The organism is Azospirillum sp. TSH64 (assembly GCF_003116035.1).
GTDB lineage: Bacteria > Pseudomonadota > Alphaproteobacteria > Azospirillales > Azospirillaceae > Azospirillum.
In genome coordinates, this window is the sequence record NZ_LGQW01000015.1 from 1,242,393 (window position 1) to 1,258,345 (window position 15,953).

20 protein-coding genes are annotated in these 15,953 nt (G+C 67.5%); 3 read left to right on the plus strand and 17 right to left on the minus strand.

The features are described 5' to 3' along the window. Positions 1-32 precede the first annotated feature (32 nt). The gene (gene serB, locus TSH64_RS07140) at positions 33-938 is read left to right on the plus strand and encodes a phosphoserine phosphatase SerB (RefSeq protein WP_109096146.1); all 906 of its coding nucleotides are present in this window, start codon (positions 33-35) and stop codon (positions 936-938) included. Positions 939-956: 18 nt separating this feature from the next. On the opposite strand, the gene TSH64_RS07145 is transcribed toward serB, so the two are convergent. The 13 genes from TSH64_RS07145 to TSH64_RS07205 all read right to left on the minus strand — a co-directional run bounded on the left by TSH64_RS07145 (position 957) and on the right by TSH64_RS07205 (position 11,149). Next, the gene (locus tag TSH64_RS07145; RefSeq protein ID WP_109096147.1) at positions 957-1,367 is read right to left on the minus strand and encodes a bacteriohemerythrin; all 411 of its coding nucleotides are present in this window, start codon (positions 1,365-1,367) and stop codon (positions 957-959) included. A 225-nt stretch (positions 1,368-1,592) separates the two neighbouring features. Further along, positions 1,593-2,378, minus strand: coding sequence for an enoyl-ACP reductase FabI (gene fabI, locus TSH64_RS07150; protein WP_109050864.1), 786 nt, complete (start codon positions 2,376-2,378; stop codon positions 1,593-1,595). A gap of 320 nt (positions 2,379-2,698) precedes the next feature. Continuing rightward, a complete protein-coding gene (locus tag TSH64_RS07155) occupies positions 2,699-3,151 on the minus strand; it encodes a DUF2892 domain-containing protein (RefSeq protein ID WP_109096148.1) in 453 nt (150 codons plus the stop codon). Positions 3,152-3,226: 75 nt separating this feature from the next. After that, positions 3,227-4,129: a PRC-barrel domain-containing protein gene (locus TSH64_RS07160; protein ID WP_247872797.1), complete on the minus strand. Its 903-nt coding sequence runs from the start codon at positions 4,127-4,129 to the stop codon at positions 3,227-3,229. Between the two features lie 111 nt (positions 4,130-4,240). Further along, entirely contained in the window at positions 4,241-4,885 is a 645-nt protein-coding gene (gene ureG / locus TSH64_RS07165) for an urease accessory protein UreG (protein WP_109096150.1), read from the minus strand. Continuing rightward, positions 4,882-5,598 (minus strand): urease accessory UreF family protein, encoded by a 717-nt coding sequence (locus tag TSH64_RS07170; RefSeq protein ID WP_247872798.1) that lies wholly within the window; start codon positions 5,596-5,598, stop codon positions 4,882-4,884. Before TSH64_RS07170 ends, ureG begins: the two co-directional genes overlap by 4 nt. After that, complete coding sequence (locus TSH64_RS07175) at positions 5,582-6,064, minus strand: urease accessory protein UreE (RefSeq protein ID WP_109096152.1); 483 nt, start codon at positions 6,062-6,064, stop codon at positions 5,582-5,584. The genes TSH64_RS07170 and TSH64_RS07175 overlap by 17 nt, the downstream gene beginning before the upstream one ends. After that, positions 6,064-6,906, minus strand: a complete 843-nt coding sequence (gene murI, locus TSH64_RS07180) for a glutamate racemase (RefSeq protein ID WP_109096153.1) — start codon at positions 6,904-6,906, stop codon at positions 6,064-6,066. Before murI ends, TSH64_RS07175 begins: the two co-directional genes overlap by 1 nt. 145 nt (positions 6,907-7,051) lie before the next feature. After that, a complete protein-coding gene (ureC, locus tag TSH64_RS07185) occupies positions 7,052-8,761 on the minus strand; it encodes an urease subunit alpha (protein WP_109096154.1) in 1,710 nt (569 codons plus the stop codon). A gap of 26 nt (positions 8,762-8,787) precedes the next feature. After that, positions 8,788-9,093, minus strand: a complete 306-nt coding sequence (locus TSH64_RS07190; protein ID WP_109096155.1) for an urease subunit beta — start codon at positions 9,091-9,093, stop codon at positions 8,788-8,790. Between the two features lie 13 nt (positions 9,094-9,106). Further along, positions 9,107-9,409 (minus strand): urease subunit gamma, encoded by a 303-nt coding sequence (locus TSH64_RS07195; protein WP_014248459.1) that lies wholly within the window; start codon positions 9,407-9,409, stop codon positions 9,107-9,109. 123 nt (positions 9,410-9,532) lie between these two features. Next, positions 9,533-10,414: an urease accessory protein UreD gene (locus tag TSH64_RS07200; protein ID WP_247873356.1), complete on the minus strand. Its 882-nt coding sequence runs from the start codon at positions 10,412-10,414 to the stop codon at positions 9,533-9,535. A gap of 81 nt (positions 10,415-10,495) precedes the next feature. Then, entirely contained in the window at positions 10,496-11,149 is a 654-nt protein-coding gene (locus TSH64_RS07205; protein ID WP_247872799.1) for a response regulator transcription factor, read from the minus strand. A 457-nt stretch (positions 11,150-11,606) separates the two neighbouring features. Here TSH64_RS07205 and TSH64_RS07210 point away from each other — a divergent pair, with 457 nt between their 5' ends. After that, on the plus strand, positions 11,607-12,275 hold the full coding sequence (locus tag TSH64_RS07210) for a response regulator transcription factor (protein WP_109096158.1): 669 nt from the start codon (positions 11,607-11,609) through the stop codon (positions 12,273-12,275). A 105-nt stretch (positions 12,276-12,380) separates the two neighbouring features. Here TSH64_RS07210 and TSH64_RS07215 read toward each other — a convergent pair whose 3' ends face one another. After that, positions 12,381-12,953: a type 1 glutamine amidotransferase domain-containing protein gene (locus tag TSH64_RS07215; protein ID WP_109096159.1), complete on the minus strand. Its 573-nt coding sequence runs from the start codon at positions 12,951-12,953 to the stop codon at positions 12,381-12,383. Positions 12,954-13,085: 132 nt separating this feature from the next. On the opposite strand from TSH64_RS07215, the gene TSH64_RS07220 reads away from it, so the two are divergent. Beyond that, a complete protein-coding gene (locus TSH64_RS07220) occupies positions 13,086-13,442 on the plus strand; it encodes a hypothetical protein (protein ID WP_109452382.1) in 357 nt (118 codons plus the stop codon). 31 nt (positions 13,443-13,473) lie between these two features. On the opposite strand, the gene TSH64_RS07225 is transcribed toward TSH64_RS07220, so the two are convergent. The 3 genes from TSH64_RS07225 to dcd form a co-directional block, all read right to left on the minus strand. Beyond that, complete coding sequence (locus TSH64_RS07225) at positions 13,474-13,944, minus strand: DUF2948 family protein (protein ID WP_109096160.1); 471 nt, start codon at positions 13,942-13,944, stop codon at positions 13,474-13,476. Between the two features lie 63 nt (positions 13,945-14,007). Continuing rightward, positions 14,008-15,300, minus strand: a complete 1,293-nt coding sequence (gene murA / locus TSH64_RS07230) for a UDP-N-acetylglucosamine 1-carboxyvinyltransferase (protein ID WP_098739320.1) — start codon at positions 15,298-15,300, stop codon at positions 14,008-14,010. Between the two features lie 51 nt (positions 15,301-15,351). Further along, positions 15,352-15,906 carry a dCTP deaminase gene (gene dcd, locus TSH64_RS07235; RefSeq protein ID WP_109096161.1) on the minus strand — a complete coding sequence of 185 codons (555 nt, stop codon included), beginning with the start codon at positions 15,904-15,906 and terminating at the stop codon, positions 15,352-15,354. Positions 15,907-15,953 lie beyond the last annotated feature (47 nt).

The window sequence follows — 15,953 nt, forward strand, 5'->3', positions numbered from 1 at the left end:
CAAAGGCCCTCTTTTCCTCGGGATACCCGCCGATGAACGCCGTCGCCACGCTGATCGCCCCCCGCACCGCCACGCTCGACGAGGCCGCCGTCCAGACCGCAAAGGCGGCGCTGGTCGGGCTGGGCGCCGATGCCGGCGCACCGGACTGGCTGGCGCCGGGCACCGCCTGCGACCTGCCCTTCGGCAATCTGGCACCCGAACAGGCGGAGGCGGCGATCCGCCATGCCCTGACGGCGAATGGGACCGGCGTGGCGCTGGACATCATCGCCCAGCCGGCGGCGACGCGGCGCAAGCGGCTGCTGGTCGCCGACATGGAATCGACGATCATCGAGCAGGAGATGCTGGACGAGCTTGGCGATTATGTCGGGCTGAAGGACCACATCGCCGACATCACCGCCCGCGCCATGAACGGCGAGATCGACTTCAAGGACGCGGTGCGCGAGCGGGTCGCCCTGTTGAAGGGGTTGAGCGAGACGGTGATCGACGAGGTGTGGCAGCGCGCCACCCTGATGCCGGGTGCCGCCCAGTTGGTCGGCACCATGCGCGCCAACGGCGCCGTCTGTGTCCTGGTGTCGGGCGGCTTCCGCTGCTTCACCGGCCGGGTGCGCAACTGGATCGGCTTCGACGACGATCGCGGCAACGAGCTGGAGGTCGTCGACGGCGTGATGACCGGCAAGGTGATCGAGCCGATCCTCGACAAGGACAGCAAGCTCCAGGCGCTGATGGCCTATGCCGGCGAGCATCGCGTGCCGGTGGCGGAAACCATGGCCGTCGGCGACGGCGCCAACGACCTGCCGATGCTGTTGGCCGCTGGGCTGGGCGTGGCCTTCCATGCCAAGGCGGTGGTCGCCGCCGAGGCCCGCGCCCGCGTCGATCACGGCGATCTCACCGCCCTGCTCTACGCCCAGGGCTACCGGGCGGCGGAGTTCGTGGGGTAAGGGTCCTCTCCTCCCCCCTCACGCCCACACGCCACGCACATAGGGCGTCAGCTGCGTGTCCATCAGGATGATGTGGCGGACCAGCCAGTCGGCGGTGAATTTGTAGAGCTGCTCCGCATTCTCGTGGGTAGGGTCGATCGAAAAGCGGTTGGACAGCTCGCTGACCATCTTCACCGCGGCACGGTGCATGGCGACGTGCTCCTCGAATTTCGGGTAGTGTACGATCTGCATGATCCGCTCTTCGCGGGCGAAATGCTCCTTGGTGTATTCCAGCAGCTTGACCAGGATCTTGGCGACGCGGACCGGCTGGAACCGCTCAGCAGCCAGCGCTGCGTCGAGTTCATTCAGATACTCGATCAGATGCTTGTGATCGTCGTCGATGGACGGTTGGCCGACGCTCAACTGCCGTCGCCACGTTATGGCGCCCATGACCCTGCCGCCTCCCCCCTTGCCGGCACCCCGTTAGCCCGGATTATGGCTGGTGTCACCATTGCGCCAAAACAGCCGGCGGCGTCACACGGCAATATGACGCACCCGCCAGGAGACGGGCGGAGGGGAGGCCCGGAACGAAACAGGGCGGATGCGTCGCCGCACCCGCCCCATCATGCAATCCGATCCCCGCCGCCATCGGGCGGGGATCGGGATCTGCCATCGTCAGCCGACGATGGAATAACCGCAGTCGACATAGGTGGTGTCGCCGGTGATGCCCTTCGCACCATCGGTGGCGAGGAAGGCGGTGGTGTAGCCCACCTCCTCGATGGTGACCAGACGGCCTTCCGGCGCACGCTCGGCGGCCTTGTTCATCAGCTCGTCGAAATGGGCGATGCCGGAGGCGGCGCGGGTCTTGATCGGGCCGGGGGAGATGGCATGGACACGGATGCCCTTCGGGCCCAGCTCGGCCGCCAGATAGCGGACGCTGGCTTCCAGGGCGGCCTTGACCGGACCCATGACGCCGTAATTGTCGATGACGCGGTTGGCGCCGAAATAGGACATGGTGAACAGCGACCCACCGTCCTTCATCAGCGGCTCGGCATACTTGGCCATGCGGATGAAGGAGTGGCAGGAGACGTCCATCGCCTGCTGGAAGCCCTCGCGCGAGCAATCGACGACGCGGCCGTGCAGATCCTCCTTCGGGGCGAAGGCGATGCTGTGCAGCGCGAAGTCGAGCTTGCCCCACTTCTCGCCGATCTTGTCGAAGATGGCCTTCAGCTCGCCCTCGCCGGTGACGTCCACCGGTTCGAAGATCTCGGCCTCGAGCTGCTGAGCCAGCGGCTCGACGAACTTCTTGGCCTTGTCGTTCAGATAGCTGACCGCGAGGTCGGCACCCATCGCGCGGAAGGCGCGGGCGCAGCCCCAGGCGATCGACTGGTCGTTGGCGATGCCAAGAACGAGCCCCTTCTTGCCTTCGAGCGTGGCGGCGGCGGGAATGATCGTGGTCATGCGGACTGTCCTGCGGTCGATGTGACGGGAGGAGCGGCCGCAACCGTGGCGGCCTTTCGCCGGGTGCACAGACGCGGCGTTCCTTGTGCAGTGCACCATAAACGAACCGCCGCGGGTCCGCAACGTGCAATGGGCGCGAACCGCACATGCGTCTCAATCATTGCGCAGCATTGCCGCAGGCACGATCAGTAAAAGCCGAAGTCGTCCGAATTCTGTCTTTCATTGATCCATATCAAAAACGGCCTGCCAGCGTGGGACTGGCAGGCCGTTTCTTGATGACATTTCTGTTATGGCATCAGGCCGCTTGGCTGATTGCCCGCTTACCGCGCAACACCCGGGCTGAAGGAGGGCGGATCGCTCGCCGGGAAGGATTCCTGGGAAGCCTCGTCGACGATCTCCTCCTCGCAGCTCTCCTGATAGATGTCGCCGGGATGGCGGGAATAGGGGTCGATGCCATGCTCGACATCCTGCGCTGGAAACGCGGCCCGGTCATTGTGCGACCAGTCGGCCAGCATCGCCTTGCCGGGGCAATAGCCGGTCAGGCCGCGCGCGACCAGGGCACCGCCGGCCAGCGCCATGGCGGCGCCGGTCCAGTTGGGCCGGCGCAGGCCCAGCACCGCCAGCACCACGCCGCCGGCCAGCGACGCCAGCCGTTCATTGTGGCCGACATTGATGCCGTGGCTGCCGGTGGGTCCGGGCAAGCGGTCGGCCATGGTGTCGGCAATGCCGCGCAGGTTGCGCTGGGCCGTATCGGTGATCGAAGAGAGTTCCATGTCGGTCCTCCTGAATGCGGGTCCCGGTCAGACGGGTCCCAATCGGGGATCGTCCGCCATCGGATCGTTAACGCGTCACTGTTGGGAAACCGGCGGCTGGGGGCTGCCGTTCCCGGACGGCGTCTGCACGGCGGCATCCGGCGCCGCCTGTGGCGCACCGCCCTGCCCCATTCCGGCACCGGGCGTCGCCCCGCTGGAACCGGCGGCGCCGCGCGCCTGCTGCAATTCGCCATTCAGCCGCGCCACTTCCTGCGACAGGCGCTGCACCTCCTGGCGCAGCGGTGCCGCCGAGATATCGCCATTCCCGCCGGCGGCGCCGGCAATGGCGGCCAGCGTAGCGGAATCGCGCATCCAGTAGGGGGCGACGCCATAATAGGTGTGAACCGCCATCGCCCACTGGCGGTCGTTCATGTTCGGGCGGTTCTTGTCGTCGAAACGCGGCGCGTTGGTCAGCTTGTCCTTCGGCACATTCAGGACATAGCCCTCGCCCGACGGGGCGAACAGCGCCCACGGAACCGCGAAGTCGGCCTCGCCGATGCCAAGGAAGCCGCCCAGCTCGACCACGGCATAGGCGACGCGCCCGGTGCCGGGATCGATGATCAGTTCGGAGATGCTGCCGAGATCCTTGCCGTCCGGGCTGCGCAGCTTGGCATTCTCAAGATCGTCGGCCGCGATGGCGCGCGGACGGGCGATGGAATCCTGCAATGCCGTCGCCTCGCCCAGGATGGCTTGGCAGGCGGGGGCGTTGCCCTTCTGCGCGGCGGCCTGGGCCGCCTGCTGAAGCGCGCGCAGCTGGGCGGTTTCCTGCTGGGTCACCGGTGCGGCGGAGCCGGGGCCGGCAGCCTCGAGAGCCGCCGCCTGCTGTCCCAGCCGGTCGAGCCCGGCCGCGCAGTCGTCGGCCGCCAATGCGGGCGCGGCGAAGGACAGGGTTCCCAGCGCGGCCAGCAGCAGGGCCGTTGCAGGGGTGGGGCGCGTCATCAGGGCATCCTCCGGCTTGGATCGTCTCATGCTGCATGAACAGCATGGTCAAGCCGGAGGTTCCATCGGCCAGAGAATCCCGGGCGCCGATCTTCCCCCAGTTGTGAACGGTCAGCCCGGAAGGGGCAATCCACCGCGCTGGACGATGAAGGACTGGATGGCATCGACCCCCTCGCCCGCCTTTACGTTGGCGAAGACGAAGGGACGGTCGCCGCGCATCTTACGGGCGTCGCGGTCCATCACCTCCAGGCTGGCGCCGACCATCGGGGCGAGATCGGTCTTGTTGATGACCAGCAGGTCCGACCGGGTGATGCCCGGCCCGCCCTTGCGCGGGATCTTGTCGCCGGCCGACACGTCGATGACGTAGATGGTGATGTCCGCCAGTTCCGGCGAGAAGGTCGCCGCGAGGTTGTCGCCACCCGATTCGATGAAGATCAGGTCGAGGTTGGGGAACTTGACGTTCATCTGGTCGACGGCGGCGAGGTTGATCGAGGCGTCCTCGCGGATCGCGGTGTGCGGGCAGCCGCCGGTCTCCACCCCCATGATCCGTTCCGGCTTCAGCGCGCCGGAGCGGGTGAGGAACTCCGCGTCCTCCTTGGTATAGATGTCGTTGGTGATCGCCGCGACCTCCCAATCCTCGCGCATGCGCTTGCACAGCGCGTCGGTCAGTGCGGTCTTGCCGGAGCCGACGGGACCGCCGATGCCGACGCGAAGCGGGCCGGCGTGGCTCTTTTCGATAGCGGGGAGAGCGCTCATGAGCGGAACAGCCTCGTATATTGGGTTTCGTGGATCATCGAGGTCCAATCGACGGCCATCGCCCGGCCGCCGAGATCGTCGAGCGGGGCCGCCAGCGCCGCGTCGGCCGCCCGGTGGGTGATGGGGTCGAGGGCGGCCAGCGCCCGCTGTCCGTCGGTCTGGCCCAGCGGCACCAGCCGCACGCCGGCCGAAACGAGGTTGGCGGAGAAGGCATGCAGATAAGCGGTCAGCGCCGGCCCTTCGGCCACACCGATCAGGGATGCCGCCAGCGCCACCGCAACCGCATAGGCGACAGGCCGTCCGGTGGAAGCGATCACCGTATCCCAGCGCGCCAGCCCGTCGAGCGGCCATGCGGCGCGGATCGCCAGCAGGAAGGCCTGCCCCTGTGCCCGCGATTCCAGCCCCATCTCGGCCGACGCACGCAGGATGTCGGCCCGCTCCACCGCCCAGGCGAAACCGGCCTCGTCGCCGGCCAGCACGGCCCGGTGGGCGGCGGCGAACAGCATGCCGTCGGTCCGTCCGGCGCCATGGCGCAGGATGCCGTCGAGCCAGACGATCATCGTCGCCCGGTCGCGCACCAGCCCCTGCTCCACCGCCGCCTCGATGCCATGGCTGTAGGAAAAGCCGCCGACCGGAAAGCTGGGCGACAGCCACGCCAGCAGGCGCGTCAGGGCGTGGGTGGAGACGCCATCCACGTCAGTGCGAATGACCATGCCCGCCGCCATGCGAATGCCCGCCATAGGCGCCGCCTTCCGGCATGAAGGGTGCCGACACGTCGCGCACCTCGGCCCCCAACCCGCGCAGCATGTCCTCGATCACATGATCGCGGCGCAGCCGGATGGTGTCGCCGACGATCTGCACCGGCAGGTGGCGGTTGCCGAGATGCCAGGCGACGCGGGCGAAGGCCTCGACCGGGCCGGGGACACGGACTTCCATCAACTCCTCAGGCGCGGCGACCACGCGGAGGAAGCTGCCGTCGCCCAGTTCCAGCCCGTCACCGTCGTCCAGCGCCACCGCCCGCGGCAGGTCGAGCAGGAAGGCGCCGCCGGCATCGTCGGTCATCGCCATGCGGCGGCGGAAACGGTCGTCGAAGGCGAGCGTCACGGTGCCGGCCGCCTGCTCGACCGGCCAATGGCCGCGGGCGTGGACTCGGGTGGCACGGCGGGCGGGATCGGTCATCAGATAAGCCGTTCAAAGGGGGTCGGGTGGCCGAAGAAGCGGCCGGCCAGTTCGCTGACCAGCGCCGCGTCTCCGGTGGTGAAGAATTTCAGGCCACGCTCGGCCGGGTCAGGGCGGTATTCGGGGTGGCGGTCGAGATACTGCTCCAGCGAACGGGCGGTCAGCGTCGGCTGGCACAGCACTTCCACCCCCGGCGGCAGCGCACGGGCGAACAGGTGGCGGACCAGCGGGTAATGGGTGCAGCCCAGCACCACCGTGTCCAGCGGCTGGCTGCCCATCTTGTCCAGCAGGACGCGGACATAGTCGTTCACCGCCGGCTCGATCTCGTCGTCCGACGCGCCGCGCTCGATCAGCGGCACCAGATTGGGGCAGGCCTGCTGCACGACGCGGACGGACGGCGCCCGCTTGCCGATCTCCCGCGGGAAGGAGCCGGAGTTGACCGTCGCCGCGGTGGCGAAGATGCCGACGCTGCGCGGTTCGGCGAGATGGTCGGGCGGAACGGTGTCGATCATCCACGGCACGCGGGTGATCGCCTCCACCATCGGCACCAGCACGCCCAGCACGTTGCGGCCGGGATGGGCGGACGGCAGCCATTCCTGCTGGAGCCGGCGCAGCGCGACGGCCGCGGCGGTGTTGCAGGCGATGATGATCAGCCGGCAGCCCTGGTCGAACAGACGATCCATCCCGGCGATGGTCAGCCGGTAGATGTCGTCCTCGCTGCGCGGGCCGTAGGGAGCGGCGGCATGGTCGCCGAGATAGACGAAGGGCCGACCGGGTGCCGCATCCACCAGGGTGCGCAGCACCGTCAATCCGCCATGTCCTGAATCGAATACACCGATCAACTGCTTGAGCCCTACCGAAAACCCCTTCTCCCCCTGGGGAGAAGGTTGGGATGAGGGGGTTCGGCGCAGCCGAAAGAGTCCGGCCTGCGCATCCCCCTCACCCTAACCCTCTCCCCGGGGGGGAGAGGGGATAAAAAAATACGCTTCAGAACAGGAAATAGCGCTGGGCCATCGGCAGGATTTCCGCCGGTTCGCAGGTCAGCAGCTGTCCGTCCGCCCGCACCTCGTAGGTCTCCGGGTCCACTTCGATGTGCGGGGTGGCATCGTTGTGGATCATGTCCTTCTTGCCGACGGTGCGGGTACCCTTGACGGCGATCAGCTCGCGGTGCAGGCCAAGCTGGCGGCCGACGTCCAGCTCCAGCGCCTTGGCGCTGACGAAGGTCACGCTGCTGGCCTGCATCGCCCGGCCGAAGGCGCCGAACATCGGACGGTAATGCACCGGCTGCGGCGTCGGGATCGAGGCGTTGGGATCGCCCATCAGCGCGGCGGCGATGGTGCCGCACTTGATCACCATGTCCGGCTTCACCCCGAAGAAGGCAGGCGACCACACCACCAGATCGGCCAGCTTGCCGACCTCGACCGAGCCGACGACATGGCCGATGCCGTGCGACAGCGCCGGGTTGATGGTGTATTTGGCGATGTAGCGCTTGACCCGGAAATTGTCGTTGTCGCCGGTCTCCTGCGGCAGACGCCCGCGCTGGAGCTTCATCTTGTGCGCGGTCTGCCAGGTGCGGATCACCACCTCGCCCAGCCGGCCCATCGCCTGGCTGTCCGACGAGATCATGGAGAAGACACCCAGATCGTGCAGAATGTCCTCCGCTGCGATGGTCTCGCGCCGGATGCGGCTTTCGGCGAAGGCGACGTCTTCCGGAATGCGCGGGCTGAGGTGATGGCACACCATCAGCATGTCGAGATGCTCGTCCACCGTGTTGATGGTGAAGGGCCGCGTCGGGTTGGTCGAGCTGGGCAGCACGTTGGCAAGGCTGGCCACCCGGATGATGTCCGGCGCATGTCCACCGCCCGCCCCTTCGGTGTGGAAGGTGTGGATGGTGCGGCCCTTGAACGCCGCGATGGTGTCCTCGACGAAACCCGATTCGTTCAGCGTGTCGGTGTGGATCGCCACCTGGACGTCCAGCTGGTCGGCCACCGTCAGGCAGGTGTCGATGGAGTCGGGCGTGGTGCCCCAATCCTCGTGCAGCTTCAGGCCGCAGGCGCCGGCGGCGATCTGCTCCAGCAGCGCGTCGGGACGGCTGGTGTTGCCCTTGCCGAAGAAGCCCAGGTTGATCGGCAGGCCTTCGGCGGCCTGGAGCATCCGCTCCATGTGCCACGGCCCCGGCGTGCAGGTGGTGGCCGAGGTGCCGGCGGCCGGGCCGGTGCCGCCGCCCAGCATGGTGGTGACGCCGCTGTTCAGCGCCTCGTCCACCTGCTGCGGGCAGATGAAATGGATGTGGGCGTCGATGCCGCCGGCAGTGACGATCTTGCCTTCGCCGGCGATCACCTCGGTGCCCGGACCGATGATGATGTCGACGCCGGGCTGGATGTCGGGGTTGCCGGCCTTGCCGATGGCGGCGATGCGCCCGCCGGTGATGCCGATGTCGGCCTTGACGATGCCCCAATGGTCGATGATCAGGGCGTTGGTGATGACGGTGTCGACGGCTCCCTGGTGACGCGAGCGCTGGCTTTGTCCCATGCCGTCGCGGATCACCTTGCCGCCGCCGAACTTCACCTCCTCGCCATAGACGGTGTGGTCGCGTTCGACCTCGACGATCAGGTCGGTGTCGGCCAGCCGGATGCGGTCACCGGTGGTCGGGCCATAGAGGGCCGCATATTCGGCCCGGTCGATGCGGTGCGCCATTGTCGTTCGCCCTTCCTGTCGGCCCGTCAGAGGGCGCCGTTGACCTTGCGGTTGAAGCCGATGACTACCCGGTCGCCGTCATAGGCGACCAGCGTCACGCGCCGGGTCTGGCCGGGCTCGAAGCGCACCGCCGTCCCGGCCGGAATGTCGAGCCGGAAGCCCCTGGCCTGCTCGCGGTCGAAGGTCAGCGCGCTGTTGGTCTCGTAGAAATGGTAGTGCGAACCGACTTGGATCGGGCGGTCGCCGGCATTGGCGACGTCGAGTTCGACGGTGGCACGGCCGTCGTTCAGCACGATCTCGCCGGCCGCCGGGAAGATTTCACCGGGTTTCATCGGGCATCCCCTCTCAACGGATCGGCTGGTGGACGGTGACGAGCTTGGTACCGTCGGGGAAGGTCGCCTCGACTTGGATGTCGTGGATCATCTCGGGGATGCCCTCCATCACCTGATCGCGGGTCAGCACGGTGGCACCGTCCCGCATCAGTTCTGCCACCGTGCGGCCGTCTCGCGCACCCTCCACCACGTAATCGGTGATGAGGGCGACCGCCTCCGGGTGGTTCAGCTTGACGCCGCGCTCCAGCCGCCGCCGCGCCACCATCGCCGCCATCGCGACGAGCAGCTTGTCCTTCTCGCGCCCTGTCAGGTTCATCGGGGGATTGCCCTTTCGCCGCCCTGTTCGTTGCCGGCGATTATGCCACGCCGGGACGGCACGCCAAGTGCGTCGTATGACGTAGAGGGTTGAAAGTGCTGGCGCCAAAGCTCGGGCAGCGCCTCACACCTCCCACAGCCGCGGCAGGCGGGTGGGCAGACCCGCGGCTTCGGCGCGCAGGCCCGACCACAGCGCCGCATAGGCGCGCCGCACGGTGCGGGCATCGCCGCCGAGGATGCGGACGATCAGCAGGCCGTCCAGCGCGGTGGCGCCGATGCGGGCGCCCTCGATCGGCTCGGCCAGCGCGCGGACCGCATCGAGGTGGCGGGCGGCGTCGGGAGCGGCATGGAGAAGGGTGGCGCAGGCGGCGGCGCCACCGAAGCCGGCGGGATGGGCCAGCGCCTCGGCGATGTCGTCGTCCAGATGCAGGGCGTCGGCCCAGACCAAGCGGCCGTCGCGGGCAACCTCCCAGGCGTCGCGGATCAGGCCGCGGGTGACCGTCTCGCCGAAGGCGGCGCGGCCGAAGACCAGCATCTCGCCGGCGATGGCGCGGCCGTCGCCCGACAAATCGATCCGGGTCAGGCGGCGCAGGCGGGAGCCTTCGAAGACGATGGCTTCCTGCGGCATCCATTCCAGCCAGCCGCCCTCCTCCACCGACAGGGCGGTGTCGATGCGGCAGTCTGCGCCGGTGGAGCGATAGACCTTCTCGGCCGCCTGGGTGGTGATCAGCGCCCTGGCGCCGGCCCCGACGGACAGGGCGATGTCCATGCGGTCGCCACCGACCATTCCGCCCGAGGTTGTGGCGAGCACCGCGATGGGAAGGTCGTCCCGGCGCGGCGTCGGCATCAGCACCCGCAGCGGGTCATGGTGGTAAAGCGTCGCCAGCCGGGTCTCGCCGTGGCGATGCTCGAAGCGGACGGTGGCGGCGCCATGGACGGCGACCTTCTTTTCCTCGCGCGCCGTTTCTCCGCCCGCCGACTCTTCCGGCCTGTCGGCCACCGCCACCTGAACCAAGCGCCCGCTCCTCACTGGATCATAGGGTCGCCAGTCTGCCGGAAGCGGGGCCGTTCAGGCAATGCGGACTCTTCAGCCTTCTCCGGTGAAGCAGCCGTTGCGGGCGGCGACCACCGCCACCTGGGTGCGGTTGCGCACGCCGAGCTTCTGCATGATGGCGCGCACATGCACCTTCACCGTGCCTTCCAGCACGCCAAGGCCGCGGGCGATCTCCTTGTTGGAGTGGCCGGCCAGCAAAAGCTCGAACACGTCGCGCTGGCGGTCGGTCAGCCGGTCCAGGATGTCGTCGTTGCCGCGCGGCCCCTCGGCCAGCGCCCCGTTCAGCACGGCACGCGGCAGCGGCAGGAAGATGTCGCCGCTGAGCGCCAGCGAGATGGCATGCTCCAGCACCTCCGGCGGGCTGGTCTTCAGCACATAGCCGCGGGCGCCCATGCGGACGCTGTCGACGATGTCGGCCACCTCGTCGGAGTTGGTCAGGATCAGGACCGGTACCTCGCCCAGAGCCTCCTTCAGACGGCGCAGTCCGGCGATGGCGCCACCGCCCGCGTCATCCTCATCCACGCGCGGCGGGCCGGGGTCGTACAGGACAAGGGCCAGCTCGGGAGTCTGGCGGCCGATGTTCAGCGCTTCATCCAACGACCCGGCCTCCAGCACGCGCGTCCCAGGACAGATCTCGCCGATGGACAGCGCGAAGCCATGGCGGACCATCGGCTGCTCGTCGACCACCAGAAAAATCCGCGTGGGATTGCCCGCGCTACGCGAACCACCGCGCGCTTGAAGCTCGAACTCCATCGTGTCCCCTTATTCTCAGCGGACCGCTCCTCAGTTAGGGCCAAGAACACCAAAAAGCCCCAATGGGAAAGCGGTTCATTCGCGCCGCTCCTTGGCGCAGCTACCCCTAAATATCGAATGAATGGATCTACGATCATTTTCACCGCAAATCCGATCTATTGGCTGTGACTTTCCTGTTCTCACCTTGCGCTGTTGGTTAATGAACCGTATAAATCATCGCAGCATGAAGCGTAAAGCCCGCTGTTCCGAACAATATTGTTCTAATTTTCTATGTTCGGAGTCCGTGCGGACCGGGCCAACCGGTCCGGTCCTTTTCCTGGACCTTCAGGCACGGAACAAAAGGGGGGATCGCCGCTGCCCGGAAAAAGGGCGGCTCAGCGGAGGATGATCGATGACGACATGGACTGTAATGCTGGTCGACCACGACCGGCTGTTTTCTGCGGCACTGGCAACGCTGATCGGCGGCGGCCCCTTCCGGGTCAGCACCCACGCGGCCAGCGCCGACGACGCGCTCGACCTGATTGCCGACGGCGAGGAACCCGACCTGATCGTGCTGGCGCTGCAGGATGGCATGCCGGAGGAGATTGCCGGCATCCGGAGGTTGCGTGACGGCACCTCCGCCCGGATTGCCGTGCTGGCCGATACCATCGCCGACCGCAGCCTGTCGCAGTCGCTGAAGGCCGGCGCCGACGCCTATCTGAACAAGAGCATGTCGAGCGAGAGCCTGCTGCGCTCCCTGCGGCTGGTGATGCTGGGCGAGGTGGTCTATCCCACCCATGTCGCCGGCCTGCTGATGGCCGCCGCCAACGAACGGCCGCAGCACAACCCCATCCCGATCACCATGCCGCCCAGCGGCGACCTGTCGAAGCGTGAGGTCCAGATCCTGCGTTGCCTGCTGGCCGGCCAATCGAACAAGGCCATCGCGCGCAACCTGCACATCACCGAATCGACGGTGAAGATGCATTTCAAGAATGTGATGCGGAAGATCAACGCACAGAACCGGACGCAGGCCGCGGTGTGGGCCATCCAGAACGGCTTGTCGCCGCTGGTGACGGCGTAGGTTCTGGTTGGGGGAGGAATTCCCCCTCCCTTCCCATGTTTCGCATGGGCTCCTTCCCTCCCCCGCATCGCGGGAGAGGGATAGGCAGGGAGCAAATCTGCGCCCTTACTCCGCCGCGTGGCGATGACCGGCGTGGCGGCCTTCGCTGAACTCCTCGATCATCTTGCGGCAGAAGGCCGGAATGTCGTCCGGCTTGCGCGACGTAACCAGCCCGTGGTCGGTCACCACCTGCTCGTCCACCCAGTTGGCGCCGGCGTTGCGCAGGTCGGTCTGCAAGGACGGCCAGGAGGTCATGCGCTTGCCGCGCACGCCGCCGGCATCGATCAGCGTCCAGGGGCCGTGGCAGATCGCGGCGATGGGGCGGCCGGTCTCCACGAAGCTCTTCACGAATTCGATCGCCTTCGGCTCCAGCCGCAGCGAATCCGGGTTCATCACCCCGCCCGGCAGCAGCAGCGCGTCGTAACGTCCGGCATCGGCCTGATCGAGCGCGACGTCGACATCGACCATGTCGCCGCGGTCATGGTGATTCCAGCCCTGAATCTGCCCGCTCTTGGGGGCGACCACATGAACGGTGGCGCCGGCATCGCGCAGCGCCTTCACCGGTTCGGTCAGTTCCACCTGTTCAAAGCCGTCGGTGGCGAGCACGGCAACGGTCTTTCCATCGAGTTTCTGAGCCATCGAGGCACGTCCTTCACTGAGGGTCATGCCGCACAAACCGGATTACCCCTGGATGGTTCCCTGGGAACCGTTCCGCAATTCCCATGTTGATTGTGACATACGAGACACACATCAGCGATGGGAGCCGAAATCATGAGGTTCCAGACCCTGTTGGCCGGCCTTGCGCTGGCGGCAACCCTGCCATTCGCCCATATCGAGTCGGCTCAGGCCGCGGATCCGCGCGGCGGCGACGACCTCGTCGGGCTCGAAGTGACCGGTCTGCTCGGCGAGGAGCTGGGCCAGATCGTTTCCGTTTCGCCCAGCGCCGACGGCAAGGACACCAGCATCCTGGTCGAGGCCAGCGGCATGCTGGATGTCGGCCACCGGTTCTTCACCGTCCGCCGCTCGCAGCTGTCGGCTGGCGAGGACGAGGACACGGTGACCTACAAGAAGACCGCGCAGGATGTGATTCGCCGTCTTCACACCGACACCCAGGTGGCGGAGCGCTGAACACCTGCGCTCCGGACCAGCCGCGAAGCGGTCAGGCCGGTTCGTCGGGGTGACAGGGTTTGCAGCCGGTGGGCCAGGGCTCGCCCAGATCCTCCACCATCACGCGCCAGGACGGCGCATCCAGCCGGACGCAGCCGCCGCCGGCGAAATGCAGGGCGACACCGCCCTCCACTGTCTCCATCGACAGCAGTTCCATGATGCGGCCGCGCTCCTTCAGGTCGAAGCCGCGCAGCTTGGCACCGGTGACCCCCTCCACCCGCAGGCCGCAATGGACCCGCTCGTAGGGGGCCAGATCGTCATCATCGGCGGACGGGCCGGGGCGCGGACTGTCGGCGGCCTCCCAGCGGAAGCGGTTGACGACCATGACGAACCGCTTCTCGTCGGGCTGGAAGCACATGTCGCCGACCGGCAGGATGGCGTCCTGCAGGCAGGCGGAGACGACCTTCAGATCCTCCTCGTCTTCGGCGCGCAGGCGGATCGGGGTCATGGCTGGGGCCGTCATGTTCGGGGGCACCTCTCGGGAAAGGCCAACCTCAGGGGATGGCGGGAGGGGCGCCCCCGCCATTTACTCGTCGCCGCCGTGGATGCGCTCGATCTCCGCACCGCAGGCAGCCAGCTTCTCCTCCACCCGCTCATAGCCGCGGTCGAGGTGGTAGACGCGGTTGACCGTCGTCTCCCCCTCCGCCGCCAGCCCGGCGAGCACCAGCGACACCGAAGCGCGCAGGTCCGTCGCCATCACGGGCGCGCCGGTCAGCCGCTCCACGCCGCGCACCAGGGCCGACGAGCCGTGGACCGTGATCCGCGCGCCCATGCGGGTCAGCTCCGGCGCGTGCATGAACCGGTTCTCGAAGATCGTTTCCGTGATCATCGCGGCCCCCGTCGCCGTGCACATCAGGGCCATCATCTGGGCCTGAAGGTCGGTGGGGAAGCCGGGGAACGGCTCGGTCATCACATCGACGCCATGCAGTTCGCCGTTCGCGCGCGACACGCGGATCCCGTTCTCGATCTCCTCGAAGGCGACGCCGGCCGGAGCCAGCGCCTTGACCGCCGCTTTGATCAAATCGAGACGGGTGTTCATGATGTCAAGACGGCCACCGGTGATGGCGGCGGCCATGGCGTAGGTGCCGGTCTCGATGCGGTCGGCCACCACCATGTGGCGGGCGGCATGCAGCCGGTCGACACCCTCGATCACCAGCCGGTCGGTGCCGATGCCGGTGATCTTCGCCCCCATCTTGACCAGGCATTCGGCGAGGTCGGTCACCTCCGGCTCGCGCGCGGCGTTGACCAGGATGGTGGTGCCCTTGGCGAGCGTGGCCGCCATCAGCAGGTTCTCGGTCGCACCGACCGACACCTTGGGGAAAACGTATTCCGCACCGCGCAGACCGCCCGCCGGGGCCTTGGCGACGATGTAGCCGGCATCGATCCGGATGTCGGCGCCCATCGCCTCCAGACCCTTGATGTGCAGGTCCACCGGACGCGCGCCGATGGCGCAGCCGCCGGGCAGCGACACCTTGGCCTCGCCGCAGCGGGCCAGCAGCGGACCCAGCACCAGCACGCTGGCGCGCATCTTGCGCACCAGATCGTAGGGGGCGGTGGTGTTGGTGATGTCGCGCGCGGTGAAGTCCACGGCGCGGCCGGCGCAATCGCCGCCCGCCCCGGCCATGTGGATCGCCACGCCGTGCTGCAGCAGCAGATTGCACAGCGTGTTGATGTCGGCCAGGATCGGCAGGTTGGTCAGCGTCAGCGTCTCGTCGGTGAGAAGAGACGCCGTCATCAGCGGCAGGGCGGCGTTCTTGGCGCCACCAACGGTGATGGAGCCGTTCAGCGGGCGGCCGCCGCGGATGCGGATCTTGTCCATGGACCTGTTTCTTTCGCGGATACGCTTTTGAAGGCGTTCAGAGAGGAGTGCTCAGAGCCGGGGCAGCGTGACGCCCTTCTGCCCCATGTATTTGCCGGACTTGTCGGCGTAGGACACCTCGCACACGCTGTCGCCCTTCAGGAACAGGAACTGGCACAGTCCCTCGTTCGCATAGACCTTGGCGGGCAGCGGGGTGGTGTTGGAGATCTCCAGCGTGACGTGTCCTTCCCACTCCGGCTCCAGCGGGGTGACGTTCACGATCAGGCCGCAGCGCGCGTAAGTGCTCTTGCCCAGGCAGATGACCAGGACGTCGCGCGGGATGCGGAAATATTCCACCGTGCGGGCCAGCGCGAAGCTGTTCGGCGGGATGATGCAGACCTCGGTCTTGCGGTCGACGAAGCTCGAATCGTCGAAGCGCTTCGGGTCGACGATGGCGTTGTCGACGTTGGTGAAAATCTTGAACTCGTCGGCGACCCGGGCGTCGTAGCCGTAGGACGACACGCCGTAGGAAATCACGCCTTCGCGCTTCTGGGTCTCGACGAAGGGCTCGATCATGCCCTTGGTCTCGGCCATCTCGCGGATCCAGCTGTCCGGCATGATGCCCATCGCGGGGGTACTCCTTGGCGTATCGATTGGATGGAGGGGTCGTGAAG

What these genes read in the sequence shown, in the direction of transcription:
- serB (WP_109096146.1), top strand. Translation starts at nt 33, where the DNA reads ATGAACGCCGTCGCCACGCTGATCGCCCCCCGCACCGCCACGCTCGAC.
- TSH64_RS07145 (WP_109096147.1), bottom strand. Translation starts at nt 1,367, where the DNA reads ATGGGCGCCATAACGTGGCGACGGCAGTTGAGCGTCGGCCAACCGTCC.
- fabI (WP_109050864.1), bottom strand. Translation starts at nt 2,378, where the DNA reads ATGACCACGATCATTCCCGCCGCCGCCACGCTCGAAGGCAAGAAGGGG.
- TSH64_RS07155 (WP_109096148.1), bottom strand. Translation starts at nt 3,151, where the DNA reads ATGGAACTCTCTTCGATCACCGATACGGCCCAGCGCAACCTGCGCGGC.
- TSH64_RS07160 (WP_247872797.1), bottom strand. Translation starts at nt 4,129, where the DNA reads ATGACGCGCCCCACCCCTGCAACGGCCCTGCTGCTGGCCGCGCTGGGA.
- ureG (WP_109096150.1), bottom strand. Translation starts at nt 4,885, where the DNA reads ATGAGCGCTCTCCCCGCTATCGAAAAGAGCCACGCCGGCCCGCTTCGC.
- TSH64_RS07170 (WP_247872798.1), bottom strand. Translation starts at nt 5,598, where the DNA reads ATGGTCATTCGCACTGACGTGGATGGCGTCTCCACCCACGCCCTGACG.
- TSH64_RS07175 (WP_109096152.1), bottom strand. Translation starts at nt 6,064, where the DNA reads ATGACCGATCCCGCCCGCCGTGCCACCCGAGTCCACGCCCGCGGCCAT.
- ureC (WP_109096154.1), bottom strand. Translation starts at nt 8,761, where the DNA reads ATGGCGCACCGCATCGACCGGGCCGAATATGCGGCCCTCTATGGCCCG.
- TSH64_RS07190 (WP_109096155.1), bottom strand. Translation starts at nt 9,093, where the DNA reads ATGAAACCCGGTGAAATCTTCCCGGCGGCCGGCGAGATCGTGCTGAAC.
- TSH64_RS07195 (WP_014248459.1), bottom strand. Translation starts at nt 9,409, where the DNA reads ATGAACCTGACAGGGCGCGAGAAGGACAAGCTGCTCGTCGCGATGGCG.
- TSH64_RS07210 (WP_109096158.1), top strand. Translation starts at nt 11,607, where the DNA reads ATGACGACATGGACTGTAATGCTGGTCGACCACGACCGGCTGTTTTCT.
- TSH64_RS07215 (WP_109096159.1), bottom strand. Translation starts at nt 12,953, where the DNA reads ATGGCTCAGAAACTCGATGGAAAGACCGTTGCCGTGCTCGCCACCGAC.
- TSH64_RS07220 (WP_109452382.1), top strand. Translation starts at nt 13,086, where the DNA reads ATGAGGTTCCAGACCCTGTTGGCCGGCCTTGCGCTGGCGGCAACCCTG.
- TSH64_RS07225 (WP_109096160.1), bottom strand. Translation starts at nt 13,944, where the DNA reads ATGACGGCCCCAGCCATGACCCCGATCCGCCTGCGCGCCGAAGACGAG.
- murA (WP_098739320.1), bottom strand. Translation starts at nt 15,300, where the DNA reads ATGGACAAGATCCGCATCCGCGGCGGCCGCCCGCTGAACGGCTCCATC.
- dcd (WP_109096161.1), bottom strand. Translation starts at nt 15,906, where the DNA reads ATGGGCATCATGCCGGACAGCTGGATCCGCGAGATGGCCGAGACCAAG.